18 protein-coding genes and 1 pseudogene are annotated in these 16,471 nt (G+C 59.2%); 8 read left to right on the top strand and 11 right to left on the bottom strand.

The genetic code is table 11. The features are described from left to right. Positions 1 to 10: 10 nt before the first annotated feature. Positions 11 to 877 carry a diaminopimelate epimerase gene (gene dapF, locus KHQ24_RS22200; RefSeq protein ID WP_128335416.1) on the bottom strand — a complete coding sequence of 289 codons (867 nt, stop codon included), beginning with the start codon at positions 875 to 877 and terminating at the stop codon, positions 11 to 13. Positions 878 to 1,037: 160 nt separating this feature from the next. On the opposite strand from dapF, the pseudogene KHQ24_RS24460 reads away from it, so the two are divergent. Both KHQ24_RS24460 and ansP read left to right on the top strand, forming a co-directional pair. Then, a pseudogene (locus KHQ24_RS24460) lies at positions 1,038 to 1,289 on the top strand (hypothetical protein); the annotation flags it as partial. Between the two features lie 189 nt (positions 1,290 to 1,478). After that, a complete protein-coding gene (gene ansP / locus KHQ24_RS22195; RefSeq protein WP_004202744.1) occupies positions 1,479 to 2,933 on the top strand; it encodes an L-asparagine permease in 1,455 nt (484 codons plus the stop codon). Between the two features lie 50 nt (positions 2,934 to 2,983). Here ansP and KHQ24_RS22190 read toward each other — a convergent pair whose 3' ends face one another. Further along, positions 2,984 to 3,205, bottom strand: a complete 222-nt coding sequence (locus tag KHQ24_RS22190) for a YgdI/YgdR family lipoprotein (protein ID WP_002906779.1) — start codon at positions 3,203 to 3,205, stop codon at positions 2,984 to 2,986. Positions 3,206 to 3,353: 148 nt separating this feature from the next. Beyond that, complete coding sequence (locus KHQ24_RS22185) at positions 3,354 to 4,415, bottom strand: YncE family protein (protein ID WP_004202746.1); 1,062 nt, start codon at positions 4,413 to 4,415, stop codon at positions 3,354 to 3,356. Positions 4,416 to 4,672: 257 nt separating this feature from the next. On the opposite strand from KHQ24_RS22185, the gene pqqU reads away from it, so the two are divergent. Then, positions 4,673 to 6,778, top strand: coding sequence for a TonB-dependent receptor PqqU (pqqU, locus tag KHQ24_RS22180; RefSeq protein WP_065904353.1), 2,106 nt, complete (start codon positions 4,673 to 4,675; stop codon positions 6,776 to 6,778). A 68-nt stretch (positions 6,779 to 6,846) separates the two neighbouring features. Here the strand turns inward: pqqU and KHQ24_RS22175 are convergent, their stop codons facing one another. Continuing rightward, positions 6,847 to 7,146, bottom strand: coding sequence for a DUF406 domain-containing protein (locus KHQ24_RS22175; RefSeq protein ID WP_020481014.1), 300 nt, complete (start codon positions 7,144 to 7,146; stop codon positions 6,847 to 6,849). Between the two features lie 277 nt (positions 7,147 to 7,423). On the opposite strand from KHQ24_RS22175, the gene rihA reads away from it, so the two are divergent. Then, a complete protein-coding gene (gene rihA / locus KHQ24_RS22170; RefSeq protein ID WP_211777474.1) occupies positions 7,424 to 8,359 on the top strand; it encodes a pyrimidine-specific ribonucleoside hydrolase RihA in 936 nt (311 codons plus the stop codon). A 62-nt stretch (positions 8,360 to 8,421) separates the two neighbouring features. Here rihA and KHQ24_RS22165 read toward each other — a convergent pair whose 3' ends face one another. Both KHQ24_RS22165 and KHQ24_RS22160 read right to left on the bottom strand, forming a co-directional pair. After that, positions 8,422 to 9,459, bottom strand: a complete 1,038-nt coding sequence (locus KHQ24_RS22165; protein WP_017900489.1) for an NADP-dependent oxidoreductase — start codon at positions 9,457 to 9,459, stop codon at positions 8,422 to 8,424. Between the two features lie 65 nt (positions 9,460 to 9,524). Beyond that, positions 9,525 to 10,106, bottom strand: a complete 582-nt coding sequence (locus tag KHQ24_RS22160; RefSeq protein WP_004202756.1) for a helix-turn-helix domain-containing protein — start codon at positions 10,104 to 10,106, stop codon at positions 9,525 to 9,527. Between the two features lie 162 nt (positions 10,107 to 10,268). Here KHQ24_RS22160 and KHQ24_RS22155 point away from each other — a divergent pair, with 162 nt between their 5' ends. Both KHQ24_RS22155 and KHQ24_RS22150 read left to right on the top strand, forming a co-directional pair. Then, on the top strand, positions 10,269 to 10,787 hold the full coding sequence (locus KHQ24_RS22155; RefSeq protein WP_004202758.1) for a GNAT family N-acetyltransferase: 519 nt from the start codon (positions 10,269 to 10,271) through the stop codon (positions 10,785 to 10,787). Then, positions 10,784 to 11,233, top strand: a complete 450-nt coding sequence (locus KHQ24_RS22150) for a DMT family transporter (RefSeq protein WP_023318399.1) — start codon at positions 10,784 to 10,786, stop codon at positions 11,231 to 11,233. Before KHQ24_RS22155 ends, KHQ24_RS22150 begins: the two co-directional genes overlap by 4 nt. An 8-nt stretch (positions 11,234 to 11,241) precedes the next feature. On the opposite strand, the gene KHQ24_RS22145 is transcribed toward KHQ24_RS22150, so the two are convergent. Together KHQ24_RS22145 and KHQ24_RS22140 are read right to left on the bottom strand one after the other, a co-directional pair. Then, positions 11,242 to 11,475, bottom strand: coding sequence for a YdcY family protein (locus KHQ24_RS22145; RefSeq protein WP_049116186.1), 234 nt, complete (start codon positions 11,473 to 11,475; stop codon positions 11,242 to 11,244). 16 nt (positions 11,476 to 11,491) lie between these two features. Next, entirely contained in the window at positions 11,492 to 13,090 is a 1,599-nt protein-coding gene (locus KHQ24_RS22140) for an ABC transporter substrate-binding protein (RefSeq protein ID WP_004202766.1), read from the bottom strand. 269 nt (positions 13,091 to 13,359) lie between these two features. Here KHQ24_RS22140 and KHQ24_RS22135 point away from each other — a divergent pair, with 269 nt between their 5' ends. Further along, on the top strand, positions 13,360 to 14,793 hold the full coding sequence (locus KHQ24_RS22135) for an aldehyde dehydrogenase (RefSeq protein ID WP_124989277.1): 1,434 nt from the start codon (positions 13,360 to 13,362) through the stop codon (positions 14,791 to 14,793). A gap of 12 nt (positions 14,794 to 14,805) precedes the next feature. On the opposite strand, the gene KHQ24_RS22130 is transcribed toward KHQ24_RS22135, so the two are convergent. Both KHQ24_RS22130 and KHQ24_RS22125 read right to left on the bottom strand, forming a co-directional pair. Next, positions 14,806 to 15,555 (bottom strand): alpha/beta fold hydrolase, encoded by a 750-nt coding sequence (locus KHQ24_RS22130; protein ID WP_048324441.1) that lies wholly within the window; start codon positions 15,553 to 15,555, stop codon positions 14,806 to 14,808. An 88-nt stretch (positions 15,556 to 15,643) separates the two neighbouring features. Further along, positions 15,644 to 15,817 carry a GhoT/OrtT family toxin gene (locus KHQ24_RS22125; RefSeq protein WP_004202771.1) on the bottom strand — a complete coding sequence of 58 codons (174 nt, stop codon included), beginning with the start codon at positions 15,815 to 15,817 and terminating at the stop codon, positions 15,644 to 15,646. Positions 15,818 to 16,012: 195 nt separating this feature from the next. On the opposite strand from KHQ24_RS22125, the gene yncL reads away from it, so the two are divergent. Further along, the gene (yncL, locus tag KHQ24_RS22120) at positions 16,013 to 16,105 is read left to right on the top strand and encodes a stress response membrane protein YncL (protein WP_002906891.1); all 93 of its coding nucleotides are present in this window, start codon (positions 16,013 to 16,015) and stop codon (positions 16,103 to 16,105) included. A gap of 51 nt (positions 16,106 to 16,156) precedes the next feature. Here yncL and KHQ24_RS22115 read toward each other — a convergent pair whose 3' ends face one another. Then, entirely contained in the window at positions 16,157 to 16,408 is a 252-nt protein-coding gene (locus KHQ24_RS22115) for a hypothetical protein (protein ID WP_048324443.1), read from the bottom strand. Positions 16,409 to 16,471 lie beyond the last annotated feature (63 nt).

Raw genomic sequence — 16,471 nt, 5'->3', positions numbered from 1 at the left:
GCGCCATCTGTTATGCAGCGCCAGTAAAGATGGCGCTGCCGCCAACAAAGCAGTCTTTATCCAGCGTCAGGCTGGCGATCTTATGCACCGGACCGCGCATATTCACCTGAAAATCCGCGCCGAAGGTGATGCACAGCTGGCCGCCTGGCATGTTGACATCAACCCGATCGTCCACCTTCCCTAACCGGCGCATGGCGCTGGCCGCCGCGCAGCTGCTGCTCCCGGAGGCCATCGTAAACCCGGCGCCCCGCTCCCAGATACCAATCTTCAGGGTATGGCGATCGACAATTTCCACGAACTGCACATTGCAGCGTTTGGGGAATAAGGGATGATGTTCAATTTGCGGTCCTAAACGATGAACCTGTTCCAGGTCGAGCTTATCCACGAGGACAACGCAGTGGGGATTGCCCATGGAGACCAGCACGACGGACAGGGTTTCATCCGCCAGCGTCAACGGATAATTCACCGCCTCGGGCAAATTCACTAAGGCGGGTAACGCCGCCGGATTGAAATTCGCCCGCCCCATATCCACGCTAATCTGATGAAAATCACTCTCCACGGTGCAATAGACATCTCCGCCCGCCGTGTGCACTAAAAAAGGCTCATGGCCGACGCGACCGCTATCAAACAGATAGCGCGCATAGATCCGTAGCCCATTACCGCTTTTCTCCGCCTCGGAGCCGTCCGGATTGATAATACGCAGCGTGGGATGGGTTTGATCGCCGCTGTCGATCAGCAGACCATCGGAACCAACGCCATAGTGGCGATGGCACAGAATTCGAATATGCTCGTTGCTCAGCTGGTCGGCAACGGCGCGATGGCATACCAGGTAATCATTACCCAGTCCGTGATATTTATGAAACTGTAAGGGGGTCATTGTGTGGGGTCGCCTGGCGCTATGGGTCTGATCTTGCATCTTACAATACCTGCGCCGCCAGAATGAATTAAACACTAAGGCTTAACCGCTCTGTTCATTCTGCTCTTCGGCAGGCAGGCGTCATGCTTCTCCCGTCTGCGCATCCCCGCCGTGACTGACGCTGAAGCCATTTATGCTGGAATATCCGGATATTAACATCAAAAGCACTGATGATAATGGCCAAACGGTGGTCGTCGATGACCGGTTAAACGCTGGGCTGCGACTCGGCGAACAGCTGGCTATCGCCTGTGACCAACGAATGCGCCAGCAGGCGAACTGGCCCCACGCCGTCCCCGGACAGCCTCGCTATTACCCCAGTCGACGCCAACATACCAGCGCTTTCATTCTGTTGCGGGAAACTCTGCGACGCTGATCTCATTGATAAATCTGTCAAATGCTATCGGTAAATGTTTTAGGTGCGTAACTATTAGGTTACGTGTAGGATTCAGCGCCATGTCTGAGCTTATCTCCTACGTCAGAATGATGAGAAAGCCAGCATAATGTGCCAGCCGTCCTCCACACCGGCTGCAAACATGGGCATTGACAGGAAACTGATACATCAATGAATACGAAACACGACACTGCAGCGGAGCACCATGCTGCAAAACGCCACTGGCTCAACTCACACGAAGCGGGTTATCACAAAGCGATGGGCAACCGTCAGGTACAGATGATTGCCATCGGCGGCGCCATCGGTACCGGTTTGTTCCTCGGCGCCGGGGCACGTTTACAAATGGCAGGGCCAGCGCTCGCACTGGTCTATCTGGTCTGCGGCATCTTCTCTTTCTTTATTCTTCGCGCGCTCGGCGAACTGGTTCTCCACCGCCCCTCGAGCGGCAGCTTCGTCTCTTATGCCAGGGAATTCCTCGGCGAAAAAGCCGCCTACGTGGCCGGCTGGATGTACTTCGTTAACTGGGCGATGACCGGGATCGTCGATATCACCGCCGTGGCGCTGTATATGCACTATTGGGGCGCCTTTGGCGATGTGCCGCAGTGGGTCTTCGCCCTTGGCGCGCTGGCCATCGTTGGCACCATGAACATGATCGGCGTGAAGTGGTTCGCCGAGATGGAGTTCTGGTTCGCACTGGTCAAAGTACTGGCGATCGTCGCGTTTCTCGTGGTCGGTACCATTTTCCTCGGCTCCGGTAAGCCGCTGGACGGTAATGCCACAGGCTTCCACCTGATCACCGATAACGGCGGCTTCTTCCCGCACGGCCTCCTGCCGGCGCTGGTGCTGGTGCAGGGCGTGGTCTTCGCCTTCGCCTCCATTGAGCTGGTGGGCACCGCGGCCGGTGAGTGTAAAGATCCGGAGAGGATGGTGCCGAAGGCCATCAACAGCGTGATCTGGCGTATCGGCCTGTTCTACGTCGGGTCGGTGGTGCTGCTGGTGCTGCTGCTGCCGTGGAACGCCTACCAGGCGGGACAGAGCCCGTTTGTTACCTTCTTCTCAAAACTGGGCGTGCCGTACATCGGCAGCGTGATGAACATCGTGGTATTAACCGCCGCCCTCTCCAGCCTTAACTCCGGCCTCTACAGCACCGGACGTATTCTGCGCTCCATGTCGATGGGGGGCTCCGCGCCGAAGTTCATGTCGAAGATGAGCCGTCACCACGTCCCTTACGCCGGGATCCTGGCGACGCTGGCGGTGTACGTGGTCGGGGTGTTCCTCAACTATCTGGTGCCGTCGCAGGTGTTTGAGATCGTCCTCAACGTCGCTTCGCTGGGGATCATTGCTTCCTGGGGCTTTATCGTGGTGTGTCAGATGCGTCTGCGCAAAGCGATTAAGGAAGGGAAAGCGGCTCAGGTGAGCTTCAGAATGCCGGGGGCGCCGTTCACCTCGTGGCTGACGCTGCTGTTCCTGTTTAGCGTGCTGGTGCTGATGGCCTTCGATTATCCGAACGGCACCTATACCATTGGCTCCATCCCGTTGCTGGCGGTGCTGTTGGTGGCGGGCTGGTTTGGCGTGCGTAAGCGCGTGCATGCGATTCACAGCACAGCGCCGACGCTCAAGCAGTAAATGGCAAGACTCCCGGTTTGTCCATCGCGGGCAAACCGGGAGGTCAGGACTTAGTTATCCTCAACCAACTGCGACACGTCGCTGCTATTAATTTCCCGCTTATTACCAGACTCATCGATATAGCTGGTCATCCCCGTTTCTTTATCCAGCTGCGGCTTGCCGTGAGTCACGATCGTCTGACCGCTTTTGGTGGTCATAACGTAGTTGGACGAACAGCCTGCCAGCAAGGCCAGCATCGCGCCGGCGCAAATCACCATGAATGGCTTTTTCATTTTATCTCCACTGATTACCACTGCCCGCGCGAGGCGGGAAAGGGGTAAGTGTATAACCATCTGGTTTATCAGGCCAATACGCGTTTGTAACAGAGGGTGAGATGCCGGGCGCGACCACCGGTGGCAGTGGTCGTCGCGCCCGGGGACCTTACAGCGCGATGCGGATCACATCGTCCGGGGCGGTGGCCTCTTTCTCACGGCTGGAAGCTTGTTTCACGCTGACGTACAGCGTTTTGCCGTCATCAGAGAGCGCCAGGCTGTTGGGATGGGTCGGCGTTTTAAAGGTCTTCACCACCTTATAACTCTTGCCGTCGATAACGCTCACCTCCCCCGCTTTACGATGCGTCACATAGGCTTCGTTGCGGGTGGGGTTGAACAGCACCGCCAGCGATTCCGGCGCGGCGATTTTCTCCAGCACCTTACCGTCGCGGGTATCGACCACCAGCACTTCCGGCTGCTTGCTGTCGGTAATAAAGGCGCGGTGGCCGGCGGTATCGAGGCTCAGGTTAAGGTAGAAATGCGCCTTGCCGTCATCCAGCAATTTTTTGCGCGACACAATGGTGTTGTTCTCGCTGTCGATGGTTAGCAGTTCGCCGTCGGCGTTGGTGGTATAGAGACGCTTAGCCTGCGGGTCGATCGCCAGGCCCGTCGCCATTGCCCCGGTGCCGGTAATGGTCGTTTTCAGCTTCAGGGTAGCGCCGTCCACCACCCAAATCACGCTCTCTTTGCCCAGACCGGTAATGTAGACGGTGTTGGTTTGCTCATTGACCGCCAGCTCGCGCGGCTGCAGCGGGCGCACGGTTTCACTGCGCTGACGCTCGTCCAGCACCAGTCGCCCCTTCACGGCGCCGGTTTTGGCGTCAATGGCGGTGACGGTGCTGTCAACGGTATTGCCAAACCACAGCGTACCGGTGGCATGGTTGATAGCGGCGCCGAACGGCTTCAGATCGTTGTGAATAATCTGCGTCACGTCGAGGGTGGTGGGGTCAAGACGATACACAATCCCGCCCTTGTCCAGCGAACGACTCTGCGAAGTGGCAACCCATAGCGCGTTCTCCTGCTGGCTGTAGGCCATTTCGTAGGCCCCTTTCCCGACGGCCTTGCGCAGCATCTCTTCCGCGGCGTGGGCGCTAAAGCTGCCTGCCAGCAGCAGAGAAGTGAATAACAGTGAATGGCGCAGACGCGGCGCGGCAAACTGACGTAATGACATGACGACTCCCTTTGATAAACCTGTATGTGCTGACCCGACATCGCTTCCGGCGGCAAAGTCATGGCTCTACCTTGTTTTGAATGAGAATAGTAATCATTATTCTTATTAAAGTGGAGCGCTAATTGTTGTTGTTCGGTAAATTCGTCAGCCTTGAGCACTATCCGTTAACCAACGGCAGTTAATAATTTTCAAATATTTTACAAACGGGGTAACATATATACATATGTTCCATTTGGTTCGTCTCCCGAGTACTATCGATGAAAATCCTATCCGTGCGACATGCGGCCTTGCCGGCCCTGCTGCTGCCGCTCATCGCCGCCGCCCAGGCCGCCGATGAACAAACCATGGTGGTGACCGCTGCGCCAACCACCGTTTCTGAACTGGATACCCCCGCCGCCGTCAGCGTGGTCAATGGGGATGAGATGCGCCAGGCCGCGCCGCGCGTCAACCTTTCTGAATCGCTAGGCGCCGTGCCGGGCCTGCAGGTACAGAACCGGCAAAACTATGCCCAGGATCTGCAGCTGTCGATTCGCGGCTTTGGTTCCCGCTCCACCTACGGCGTGCGCGGGCTGCGCATCTATGTGGACGGCATTCCAGCGACCATGCCCGACGGCCAGGGGCAGACGTCCAATATCGATATCGGCAGCGTCGACACCATTGAGGTGCTGCGCGGCCCCTTCTCTGCCCTCTACGGTAACTCGTCCGGCGGGGTGATCAACGTCACCAGCCAGACCGGCACCCAGCCGCCCACCGTGGAAGCCAGCAGCTACTATGGCAGCTTTGGCACCTGGCACTATGGAATGAAAGCCACCGGCGCCGTTGGCGACGGCAGCCACGCGGGCGATGTGGATTACACGGTGTCGACTAACCGCTTCACCACCCACGGCTATCGCGATCACAGCGGCGCGCGCAAAAATCTGGCCAACGCCCGGCTGGGGGTGCGTATCAACGACGTCAGTAAGCTGACTCTGCTGCTGAATAGTGTCGATATCAAAGCCAATGACGCCGGCGGCTTAACCGCCGATGAATGGCGCGATAACCCGCGCCAGTCGCCGCGCGGCGACCAGTATAATACCCGCAAAAATACCCGGCAGACCCAGGCCGGTCTGCGCTATGAGCGCCAGCTGAGCGCCCAGGACGATCTCAGCGTCATGATGTACGCCGGGGAACGCGAAACCACCCAGTTCCAGTCGATCCCGCGCGCGCCGCAGCTGAAGCCGAGCCACGCCGGCGGGGTGATTGACCTCACCCGCCACTACCAGGGGATCGATACCCGGCTGACTCATCGCGGGGAGCTGCTGGTGCCGGTCACCCTGACCGTCGGTCTTGACTACGAGAACATGAGCGAGCGCCGCAAAGGCTATGAAAACTTTGTGATGGTCAACGGCGCGCCGCAGTATGGCGAACAGGGCGCGCTGCGTCGTAACGAACGCAACCTGATGTGGAACGTCGACCCTTACCTGCAGACCCAGTGGCAGCTCACCGACAAACTTTCGCTCGATGCCGGGGTGCGCTACAGCTCGGTATGGTTCGATTCGAATGACTACTACATCACGCCGGGCAATGGCGATGACAGCGGCGATGCCAGCTATCACAAATGGCTGCCCGCAGGCTCGCTGAAGTATGCCCTGACCGACGCGTGGAACGTCTACCTCTCCGCCGGCCGCGGCTTCGAGACGCCGACCATCAACGAACTGTCATACCGCTCCGATAACCAGAGCGGCCTTAATTTCGGCCTGAAGCCCTCCACCAACGACACGGTGGAGATCGGCAGCAAGACGCGGATCGGCAATGGGCTGCTCACCGCCGCCCTGTTCCAGACTGATACCGATAATGAGATCGTGGTCGACAGCAGCAGCGGCGGGCGCACCAGCTATAAAAACGCCGGCAAGACCCGTCGTCAGGGCATGGAGCTGGGACTGGATCAGCAGTTTGGCGAGAGCTGGCGCCTGAAGGCGGCCTGGACCTGGCTGGACGCGACCTATCGCACCAACGTCTGCGGCGACGCCAGCTGCAACGGTAACCGTATTCCGGGGATCGCGCGCAATATGGGCTACGCCTCCTTCGGCTATCAGCCGGAGCAGGGCTGGTACGCCGGAAGCGATATTCGCTACATGAGCGACATCATGGCGAATGACGAAAACACCGCCAAAGCCCCGTCCTGGACGGTGGTCGGCCTGACGACCGGCTATAAGTGGAGCTATGGCAGGATGGATATGGATCTGTTCGGCCGGGTCGACAACCTGTTCGACCGCGAGTACGTCGGGTCCGTCATCGTCAACGAGTCCAACGGACGCTACTACGAGCCCGCGCCCGGACGCAACTACGGTATCGGGCTAAACCTCGCCTGGCGCTTCGAGTAACGCTCGACTTCGCCCGCGGATTCGCGGGCGAAGGCGTTATTCTCAGGCGCTGGCGCCCAGGACGCTGATTAAAGCAGGTTTCTCAGGGACAATTCGAAAATGATCTTTTCCGCCTGGCAGGAGAAGGCGATGGACAGATCGAGCTTCACCTCGTCGCCGGCGGCGGCGAGGGTGTAGTCAACCTGCGGCGGTTCACTGGCGGGCGCCGCCGCGGCGGCACGCTCGCGAACGGCGGCTACGGTTGACTCCGCTTCCTCGCGGCTCGGGAATAATTTCTCAGCCCGGTAGACGCAGTCCTCGTTATCAATGATCGTCCCGACATCAATGGCGCAGCCTTTGGTGCTGCATTTATCTACTACATCTTTCATCGTCATAACCTCTTGAGTTTTCTTAAGGATAAGAATCCGCTCGCCGAAAAGCAAACCATTAATATCCGTAAGGATTAGCGATTTTTATTCTATCGCGCCGCGGCGGACGCAAGCTTGCGCCACCGCAAGGCGAGGCCTGATGACGCAGGACCGCCGCGACTAACCGTGCGATTGCCGGTGCAACCGTGCTTGCCATCACACTATTCTGCACACTATCTCGTCTGCTTCGCGCCGCAGCGTTAGTCTGGTCACAGAACAACGCCAACAAGGAGCTGCTATGGCACTGCCGATTATGATTGATTGCGATCCGGGACATGATGACGCGATCGCCCTGGTCCTCGCTCTCGCCTCGCCGGAGCTGGAGGTGAAAGCCGTCACCGCCTCCGCAGGCAACCAGACGCCGGAGAAGACCCTGCGCAACGTGCTGCGTATGCTGACCCTGCTGAACCGAGCGGATATTCCGGTCGCCGGCGGCGCGTGGAAGCCATTGATGCGCGACCTGATCATCGCCGATAACGTGCACGGGGAAAGCGGACTGGATGGACCGAACCTGCCGGAGCCGGCCTTTTCCCCGCAGAACTGCACCGCCGTCGAGCTGATGGCCAGAGTGCTGCGGGAAAGCCGGGAGCCGGTGACTCTGGTGGCCACCGGGCCGCAGACTAACGTGGCGTTGCTGCTCGCCAGCCATCCGGATCTGCACGTGAAGATCGCCCGCATCGTGATCATGGGAGGCGCCATGGGGCTGGGCAACTGGCAGCCGGCGGCGGAGTTTAATATCTACGTTGATCCGCAGGCTGCGGAGATGGTCTTTCAGTCGGGGATCCCGGTGGTAATGGCGGGCCTGGATGTCACCCACCGGGCGCAGATCCTTCCTGCGGATATTGAGCGATTCCGCAAGATTGGCAATCCGGTATCCACTATCGTCGCCGAACTGCTCGACTTCTTTATGGCCTACCATAAGGATGAAAAGTGGGGCTTCGACGGCGCACCGCTGCACGACCCTTGCACCATCGCCTGGCTCCTCAAGCCGGAGCTCTTTACCACCATCGAGCGCTGGGTCGGCGTGGAAACGGAAGGAAAATATACCCAGGGGATGACGGTGGTCGATTACTACCATCTGACCGGCAATCCGCCCAATACCACCCTGCTGCTGGATGTGGACCGCGAAGCCTTTGTCGATCTGCTCGCCCAGCGGTTAGCCTTTTACGCCTGATATTCATGCAGCGCCTCTCTTCCCGGCCGGGAGAGAGGCGCATTCAGGCTAAACCCGGCGTATTAGTCGTCCGCCGACACGCGGATCACCACCTTACCAAAGTTTTCGCCTTTCAACAGGCCGATCAGCGCCTGCGGCGCCTGCTCCAGACCGTCAATCAGCTGTTCGCGATATTTAATTTTCCCCTCCTGCACCCAGCGCCCCATCTGCTGCTGGAATTCCGCGATCCGATGCCCGTAATCCTGGCCGATAATAAAGCCCTGCATCCGGATGCGTTTCTTGAGGATGGTCGCCATCAGCAACGGCAGACGATCCGGCCCATCCGGCAGACCGGTGGCGTTATAGCCGCTCACCAGCCCGCAGACCGGAACCCGCGCCGCGGTATTCAGCAGCGGCAGCACCGCGTCAAACACCTTGCCGCCGACGTTTTCGTAGTAGACGTCAATGCCCTGCGGGCAGGCCTGGGCCAGCTGTTCGGCAAAGTCCGCTGCGCGATGGTCAAGGCAGACATCAAAGCCTAAGGTGTCAACCGCATAGCGACACTTCTCCGCGCCGCCGGCGATGCCGACGGTACGGCAGCCCTTAATTTTGCCGATCTGTCCGACCGTGGCGCCCACCGGCCCGGTGGCCGCAGCGACCACCAGCGTGTCACCCGCCTTCGGCTGGCCAATGTCCAGCAACCCCATGTAGGCGGTGAAGCCCGGCATCCCCAGAACCCCCAGCGACCAGGACGGGTGCTGCGGGTTGTCCCCCAGCTTCACCAGTCCGCTGCCGTCGGAAAGCTCATAATCCTGCCAGCCGCTGTAGCCCAGCACCCAGTCGCCTGGTTGAAAATCATCATGCTGCGAGGTCACGACGCGACTCACGGTCCCGCCCACCATCACCGCGCCGATGGCCACCGGCGGTGAATAGGACGGCGCGTCGCTCATCCGCCCGCGCATATAGGGATCCAGCGATAAATAAACGGTACGCAGCAGAACCTGACCCGGCCCTGGCGTCGGTACCTCGCTCTCTTCCAGGCGGAAATGCTCTGCCGTCGGTTCACCATGGGGACGGGAAGCCAGTACCCAGCGGCGATGGCGTTGCGGTTGTTCTGTCATAGCAAACTCCTCTTGTTAGCAGACTGTACTGAGGCTAGCTGCTTTATGCGCAATGCGCTTTAACATTAAGAGCCGGATGGCGATTGATTAAGGCGCACCACCAGATAGACGCAGGTCTCTGCGGACTCATTGATAAAGCGGCAGTCGTTCGGCGGGCCGAGCTCCAGACAGTCCCCTGTCTGCATCTCGTGGCGGGTATTCCCTTCCATGAACACCAGTTCGCCCTGCTGCAGCCAGATCAGCTGGCGGGCCAGCGCGTAGGACGAGGCCGGCATCGGCACATCGCTGCCGGGCGGCAGCTCGATCTGCACCATGTCAATGGGCAGATCGCTGCGCGGCGAGACGTGGCGGCGGAGATAGTGGCTTTGCGGGTCGTGCCATACCGGCTGGCTGGCAAAACGCAGCAGCTTGCCCTCCTGCATTTCCGCCCGGGCGATCAGCGTTGACATACTGATGCCGAAGGCGCCGGAAAGGCGGCCCAGCATTGAGGCCGTCGGGCTGCTTTCACCGCGCTCGATCTTATGGATCATCGCCCGCGAAGCGCCAGCCCGTTCGGCGAGGTCGTTCAGCGACCAGCCGCGGGATTCGCGCTCGATGCGGATGCGCGCGCTAATGCGCTGATTGAGGTTGTCTTCTATAGTATTCATAACGTAACACTATAGTGTGCGCGCAGGCATTACACAACCGCCCGTCGTGCCGCGTAACCCCTGGCCCATCAGGAAAAAATTTGCTGAAAACGGATGACAGCGTGGCGTTCATTATTGTAATAATATCGTACTACTATAGTGTACGAAAAACTGAGGTTTGCTATGTCCATCCGCCCTGCCATTAAAGACGATTGCGCGGCGATCGCCGAGATCTATAACCACGCCGTCGTGCATACCGCCGCTATCTGGAATGACAAAACCGTGGATACCGACAACCGCATCGCATGGTTTGAAGCCCGCCAGCTGGCAGGCTTTCCGGTGCTGGTGAGCGAGGAAAACGGCGTCATCACCGGCTATTCCTCCTTTGGCGACTGGCGCGCGTTTGACGGCTTTCGCCACACCGTGGAGCATTCGGTGTACGTTCACCCCGACCATCAGGGGAAAGGCCTGGGCCGCAAACTGCTGGTTGCGCTGATCGCCGAAGCGCGGCGGCTGAATAAACATGTGATGGTCGCCGGGATCGAGTCGCAGAACCACGCCTCGCTGCACCTGCATGAAACGCTGGGCTTTATCACCACCGGGCAGATGCCGCAGGTGGGAACCAAATTTGGCCGCTGGCTGGATCTCACCTTTATGCAGCTGCAGCTGGATGCGCGCCAGGAACCGGACGGTAAGGCATGAATGCGTCGCTCACCCTCGCCTGTCTGGTGGCCGCCGGCGTAGGCCTGGTACTACAGAACACCCTGATGGTGCGCATCACCCAGTCAGCGTCGACGATCCTCATCGCCATGCTGCTCAATTCGCTGGTGGGTATCGTTATTTTCGTGACCCTGTTACTCCTGCGCCAGGGCGCCGCTGGCTTTCAGGAGCTGGCCCTGAGCGTGAAGTGGTGGACGCTGATCCCCGGCCTGCTGGGGTCCTTTTTCGTTTTTGCCAGCATCAGCGGCTATCAAAACGTCGGCGCGGCCACCACCATTGCGGTACTGGTGGCCAGCCAGCTGGTCGGCGGGTTGATCATGGATTTAATTCGCGCCCACGGCGTACCGCTGCGGGCGCTGCTCGGGCCATTATGCGGCGCAGTGATGCTGGTGGTGGGCGCCTGGCTGGTGGCCAGACGCCAGTTCTGAGCACCTCTTCAGAGGATCGCGCCGCCTTTGGTCAACTGCTCGCGGCGCGCGTCCTGCTCTTCCTGATGCTGTCGGCCATGGTGGGCGATAGCGGTGCGCAGGCGCTGCTGCAGGGTATAGCGCTCCTCACGACTGAGTTGCGCGTCATCGCTCAGGGCGATCAGCAGCTCATTCATATGAGCGATAACCCCCTCGGCAATAGTGTCATCGACTTTGACGATAACCTCATCCAGATGTGCCATCCTGTTCTCCTTTCGCTTAATTCAGCTTCGCTTTGGAAAAATCGCTGCCCATCATGCTCACGCGGTAGCCGCTGACGTTACTGCGGGTGGCATAGAAGGTCTTGCCGGTCGCCAGGGTGATCCACGGCGCCTGCTGGTAGAAGATCTCTTGCGCCTGTTCATAGAGCGTGGCGCGCGCCTGCGGATCGCTCACCAGCAGCGCTTTCTTCACCAGCGCGTCATACGACTTATCGCACCAGCGGGCGGCGTTAGAGCCGGTCTGGATATTATCACAGCTGAGCAGCGTGCCGGCAAAGTTGTCCGGGTCGCCATTGTCCGACATCCAGCCGTACAGCGCGCTATCGTGTTCGCCTTTACGCATGCCGGCGAGGTATTCGCCCCACTCATAGCTGACGATCTTCGCTTTCACCCCGACTTTCGCCCAGTCGTTTTGGATCATTTCAGCAATGCGTTTTGAGTTCGGGTTGTACGGACGTTGAACCGGCATCGACCACAGGGTCACTTCCGCCCCTTGCTCCAGACCCGCCTGCTTGAGCAGCGCTTTCGCTTTCTGCGGATCGTAGTCGTAGTCCGGGAGGTCTTTTTTATACCCGAGCATGGTGGACGGGATCGGTGACTTCGCCACCGTACCGGAATCGAGGAACACCGCCTTAACGATTGCCTGCTTGTCGGTGGCATAGTTTAACGCCTGGCGCACCAGCACATTATCAAACGGTTTTTTCTCCGTGTTAAACGCCAGGTAGCCGACGTTCAGCGCCTCGACGGCGTGCAGCGCCAGATCTTTATTGCCCTTAATTACCGGGAACTGAACCGGCGAAGGCGCAGGAATAATCTGGCACTCGTTAGTCTGCAGTTTCGCCAGGCGTGTCTCGACGTTTGGCGTGATGGAAAAGATTAAGTGCTTAGTCGGCACCTCGCCTTCCCAGTAGTGGGGATTGGCGATATAGCGGATTTGCGAATCCACTTTATACTGCTGCAGGGCATAGGGTCCGGTACCGACAGGCCAGTTATCAACGTTTTCCGGCGTCCCTTTCTTCAGCATCGCCTCGCCATACTCCGCCGACAGAATAGAGGCGAAGTCCATTCCCCAGTCGGCAAGAAACGCCGCGTTCGGCTCGTTAAGTACGAACTGGACGTGATAGTCATCGACCTTTTTCACCGACTTAATCAGCTTATCGAGGCCCACGTCGTGGAAGTACTCATAGTTCCCCTGCGACACCTTGTGATAAGGATGCTGAGGATCCATCTGGCGCAGTACGGAAAACAGGACGTCGTCGGCGTTAAAATCGCGGGTCGGTTTGAAGAATTTATTGCTGTTGAACTTCACCCCCTGACGCAGCGTGAAGGTCCAGGTCTTGCCATCCTCAGAGACGTGCCACTCGGTGGCCAGCGAAGGGATCGGCGTGTTCTTCACCGGGTCAAAAGTGACCAGGCGGTTATACAGCACCTGCGAGCTGGCGACGAACGACGGGCCGGAGCTGGCGATCTGCGGGTTGAAAGACTCCGGGGAGGCCTCTGAGCAATAGACCAGCGTATCATTGCCCGCGGCCCATGCGGCGCTGACCGGCAACAGCGCGCTCAGCAGCAGCGCCAGCGTGGTTTTCCCTGTAGACATGGTTATAAGTCCTGATTATTGATTATAAGAACAGTAATAACAGCACAGCCCCTCGCCACCGGCAAATAATCAATGGCTATCACCTTATGCCAATCGCGCTGAATTTGCTGGTTTAATCGGCGTCGCGCTGCTTTTTGCGTCAGGCACGATTGGGATGTTGTGAGCTACGCACAATTACGGCAAAAAAATGTGCGATAACCGCCCCGCTCACGCTCGCCATCAGCCGCGACCGGTACACTGGAGGGACCGCAGAACAAGAGGTTACCCCCATGACAATCACCTGCAATCTGTACATTGATGGCCAGTGGCATGATGCCGAAGACCGTCGGACCTTCACCCGGCGCCACCCGGCCCAAGATGATGTCGCTTCGGTTGCCGCTGCCGCCAGTCTCGCCGACGGCAAACGCTGCGTTGTGGCCGCGGCCAGCGCCTTCCCGCAGTGGCGCGATACGCTCCCGGCGGAACGGCGTCGCTTACTGCTCGACGCGGCGGAACATATGCTGTTGCGGGAGGCTAAATTTATCGCCGCCATGGCGGCGGAAACCGGCGCGACCGCGCACTGGGCCGGATTTAACGTCCATCTGGCGGCTGATATCCTGCGCGAAGCGGCGGCGCTGACCACCCAGATTGAAGGACAGATCATTCCATCCAACGTGCCGGGCAATCTGGCGATGGGCGTTCGCCAGGGGGCTGGCGTGGTGCTGGGCATGGCGCCGTGGAACGCGCCGCTGATCCTTGCCACCCGGGCGCTGGCGACGCCGCTGGCCTGCGGCAACACGGTGATCCTCAAGGGCGCTGAGCTCTCCCCGGCGACACAAGGATTGATTATCGACGCCCTCGACGCGGCGGGCTTCCCGCCGGGTGTGGTGAACTATCTTACCTGCGCGCCGCAAGACGCGCCGGCGCTGGTGGAGTCGCTGATCGCCCATCCGGCGGTGCGGCGCGTCAACTTTACCGGCTCCACGCCGGTGGGGCGGATTATCGCCCGCACCTGCGGGCAGTATCTGAAACCAGCGGTGCTGGAGCTCGGTGGCAAAGCGCCGCTGCTGGTCCTCGACGATGCCGATATCGAACAGGCGGCGGCGGGCGCCATTTTTGGCGCCTTCGCCAACGCCGGACAGATCTGCATGTCCACCGAGCGCATTATTGTCGACAACGCCGTGGCGGAGCGCTTTATCCCTCTGCTGGCGAGGCGCGCCGCCTCTCTCCCCGCCAGCCTGACCGGCCCGGTGGTCGACATGAATACCGTCACCCGCTGCAACGCGTTAATCGACGATGCCATAGCCAAGGGCGCCCGCCTGCTGACCGGCGGTAAAGCCAGCGATACCCACATGGCGCCGACCTTACTGGACGGCGTCACCCGCGAGATGCGGCTGTGGAACGAAGAGTCCTTCGGCCCGGTAAAAGCGATTATTCGGGTTAATAATGACGAAGAGGCGCTGGCGGTAGCCAACGACAGCGAATATGGCCTTTCCGCGGCGGTCTACAGCCGCGACAGCGCCAGAGCGTGGAACCTGGCGCAACGTCTGCAAACCGGCATTTGCCATATCAATGGTCCAACCGTTCATGATGAAGCGCAGATGCCGTTTGGCGGCTGCAAAGCCTCCGGCTATGGCCGGTTCGGCGGCCGGGCCGGAATTGCAGAATTCACTGAGCTGCGCTGGATAACGCTCCAGACCCAGCCCCGCGAACTGCCTTTCTGACGCCGTCTCCCCTTAGCCGTGGCTGGCGATGAGTTGCGCCAGCCCTTCCGGGTTTTCCCACGCCATCGAGTGCCCCGCGTGGGGCACAATCCCGACCGGGATCCCGTGCGCCTCTGCCCGTTCGATATCCGCATAAGGGAGCGACTGCTCGCCGACGATCAGCATCTTCTGACAGCGCAGCTGGCAGAGCTGGGTAAACCAGGGCGTGTCGCTGCCGTTTATCAGGCTGCTGGCGGCTCGCCAGACGGCCCAGGGGGCGCTGTTTTGCAAACAGCCGGCCCACGGCGAGCGCTCTTCCGCCAGCATCCTGGCGTAACCTTCAGCGATAAAGGCCCCCTCTGCCTGCGCCGCAATGCGTCTGCTGTACTCACCGCCTCCGGCGAACAGGTTGGGTTCAGACACCAGCAGCGTCGTCACTCGCTCCGCCAGCAGCCCTGCCGCTTCGATGGCGATGCTTCCACCCATGCTATGCCCATACAGCGCGAAGCGCTGCAGGCGCAGGTGGTTGAGGACCTGCTCCACAGCTTGCGCTTGCTTATGTATGTTGTAACTAAATCCGTGCGGTTTATCGCTGTAGCCGAAGCCCGGGAGGTCGATAAGTATTTTGCGCCGCCCGTTGAGCGCGGGGTCGCTGGCGACGCGGGGGTAGTCGTAAGAGGACGCGCAGCCGAGGCCGTGGATAAACACCAGCGGAAGCCCCTCTCCCGGGAGATCGAGCCAGCGCAATGTGGCGCCTGCGACGGACGAAAAGAAACCGTTCACCTGTTTGCCTCCATGATAAGGTTACTGTGTTTTTATACAGTAACCTTACCTTTGCCGCCACCCTTTTCTGTCGTCCGCAGCCGGAAGGTTAAAACAGCGAGACGAGCAGCGCCATGGGGAAGCTGAACGGCCAGGTGGCACCGATCAACAGAGCCGCCAGCAGGCGGATCACCCAACTCTCTTTGGTTAAAAACCAGCTAATTACGGCACAGATCACGCCCATAATGGCGTAAAACACCAACATTTTTTGATATAACGTCATTCTTAGTTTTCCTTCCCTGAGGAGCGTTCCATGGTGGGATAATTATCTGCCATGACGTCGTGATTCAGAGATACCTGTATAACAAATTCAGAATCGGGCTCAATATTCAGAACAAAGCCTGATTCGTCTTAATCCGATAGCGCAACCGCGCCCGCCGTACTATACCTTTAGGGGCTTACTCATTAAGGTGGCGTTATGGATGTCTCCAGCAAGACCGTCGTTATGATTAATGTCTGCGCCGCGTTCGCGCTTATCAGCCTGCTGTCGGTGAGATTTGGCTGGTTTTAATCATTTTTCTCAGCAACGAAACCTAAAAAAGCAGCCCAGTGGGCTGCTTTTTTACGTGCGGAGGCTGGCGCCATTATCAGAGTCATAAACGCTACGGGCTGAATGGCCTGCGATAATAACCTTGTTCAGCTCAGGGTTATAATGAGGCAGAACATTCACTTTCTCATTATCCCATTCGGCGGCGGCGCAGACGGCCTGCCCCACTCCCGCGTTCTCACAGTCCTGAATACGTTTTGCCGGCGCGTTACCATAGCTCAGCGCCACGGTGCCGACAGCCAGCAGAATAAAAGCAAAAATTTTCACAGCGACATCAACGTTAAAACCGAATATGCAGGAAATGATCGCATGAGCGGCGGCGGAAAGTCA

Origin of the sequence: Klebsiella sp. 54 (assembly GCF_018223875.1) — a bacterium.
In the GTDB taxonomy this organism is placed as follows: Bacteria; Pseudomonadota; Gammaproteobacteria; order Enterobacterales; family Enterobacteriaceae; genus Klebsiella; species Klebsiella quasipneumoniae.
Note: the sequence above shows the minus strand (reverse complement) of the source record. Positions and strands in the feature narration are given on the sequence as shown.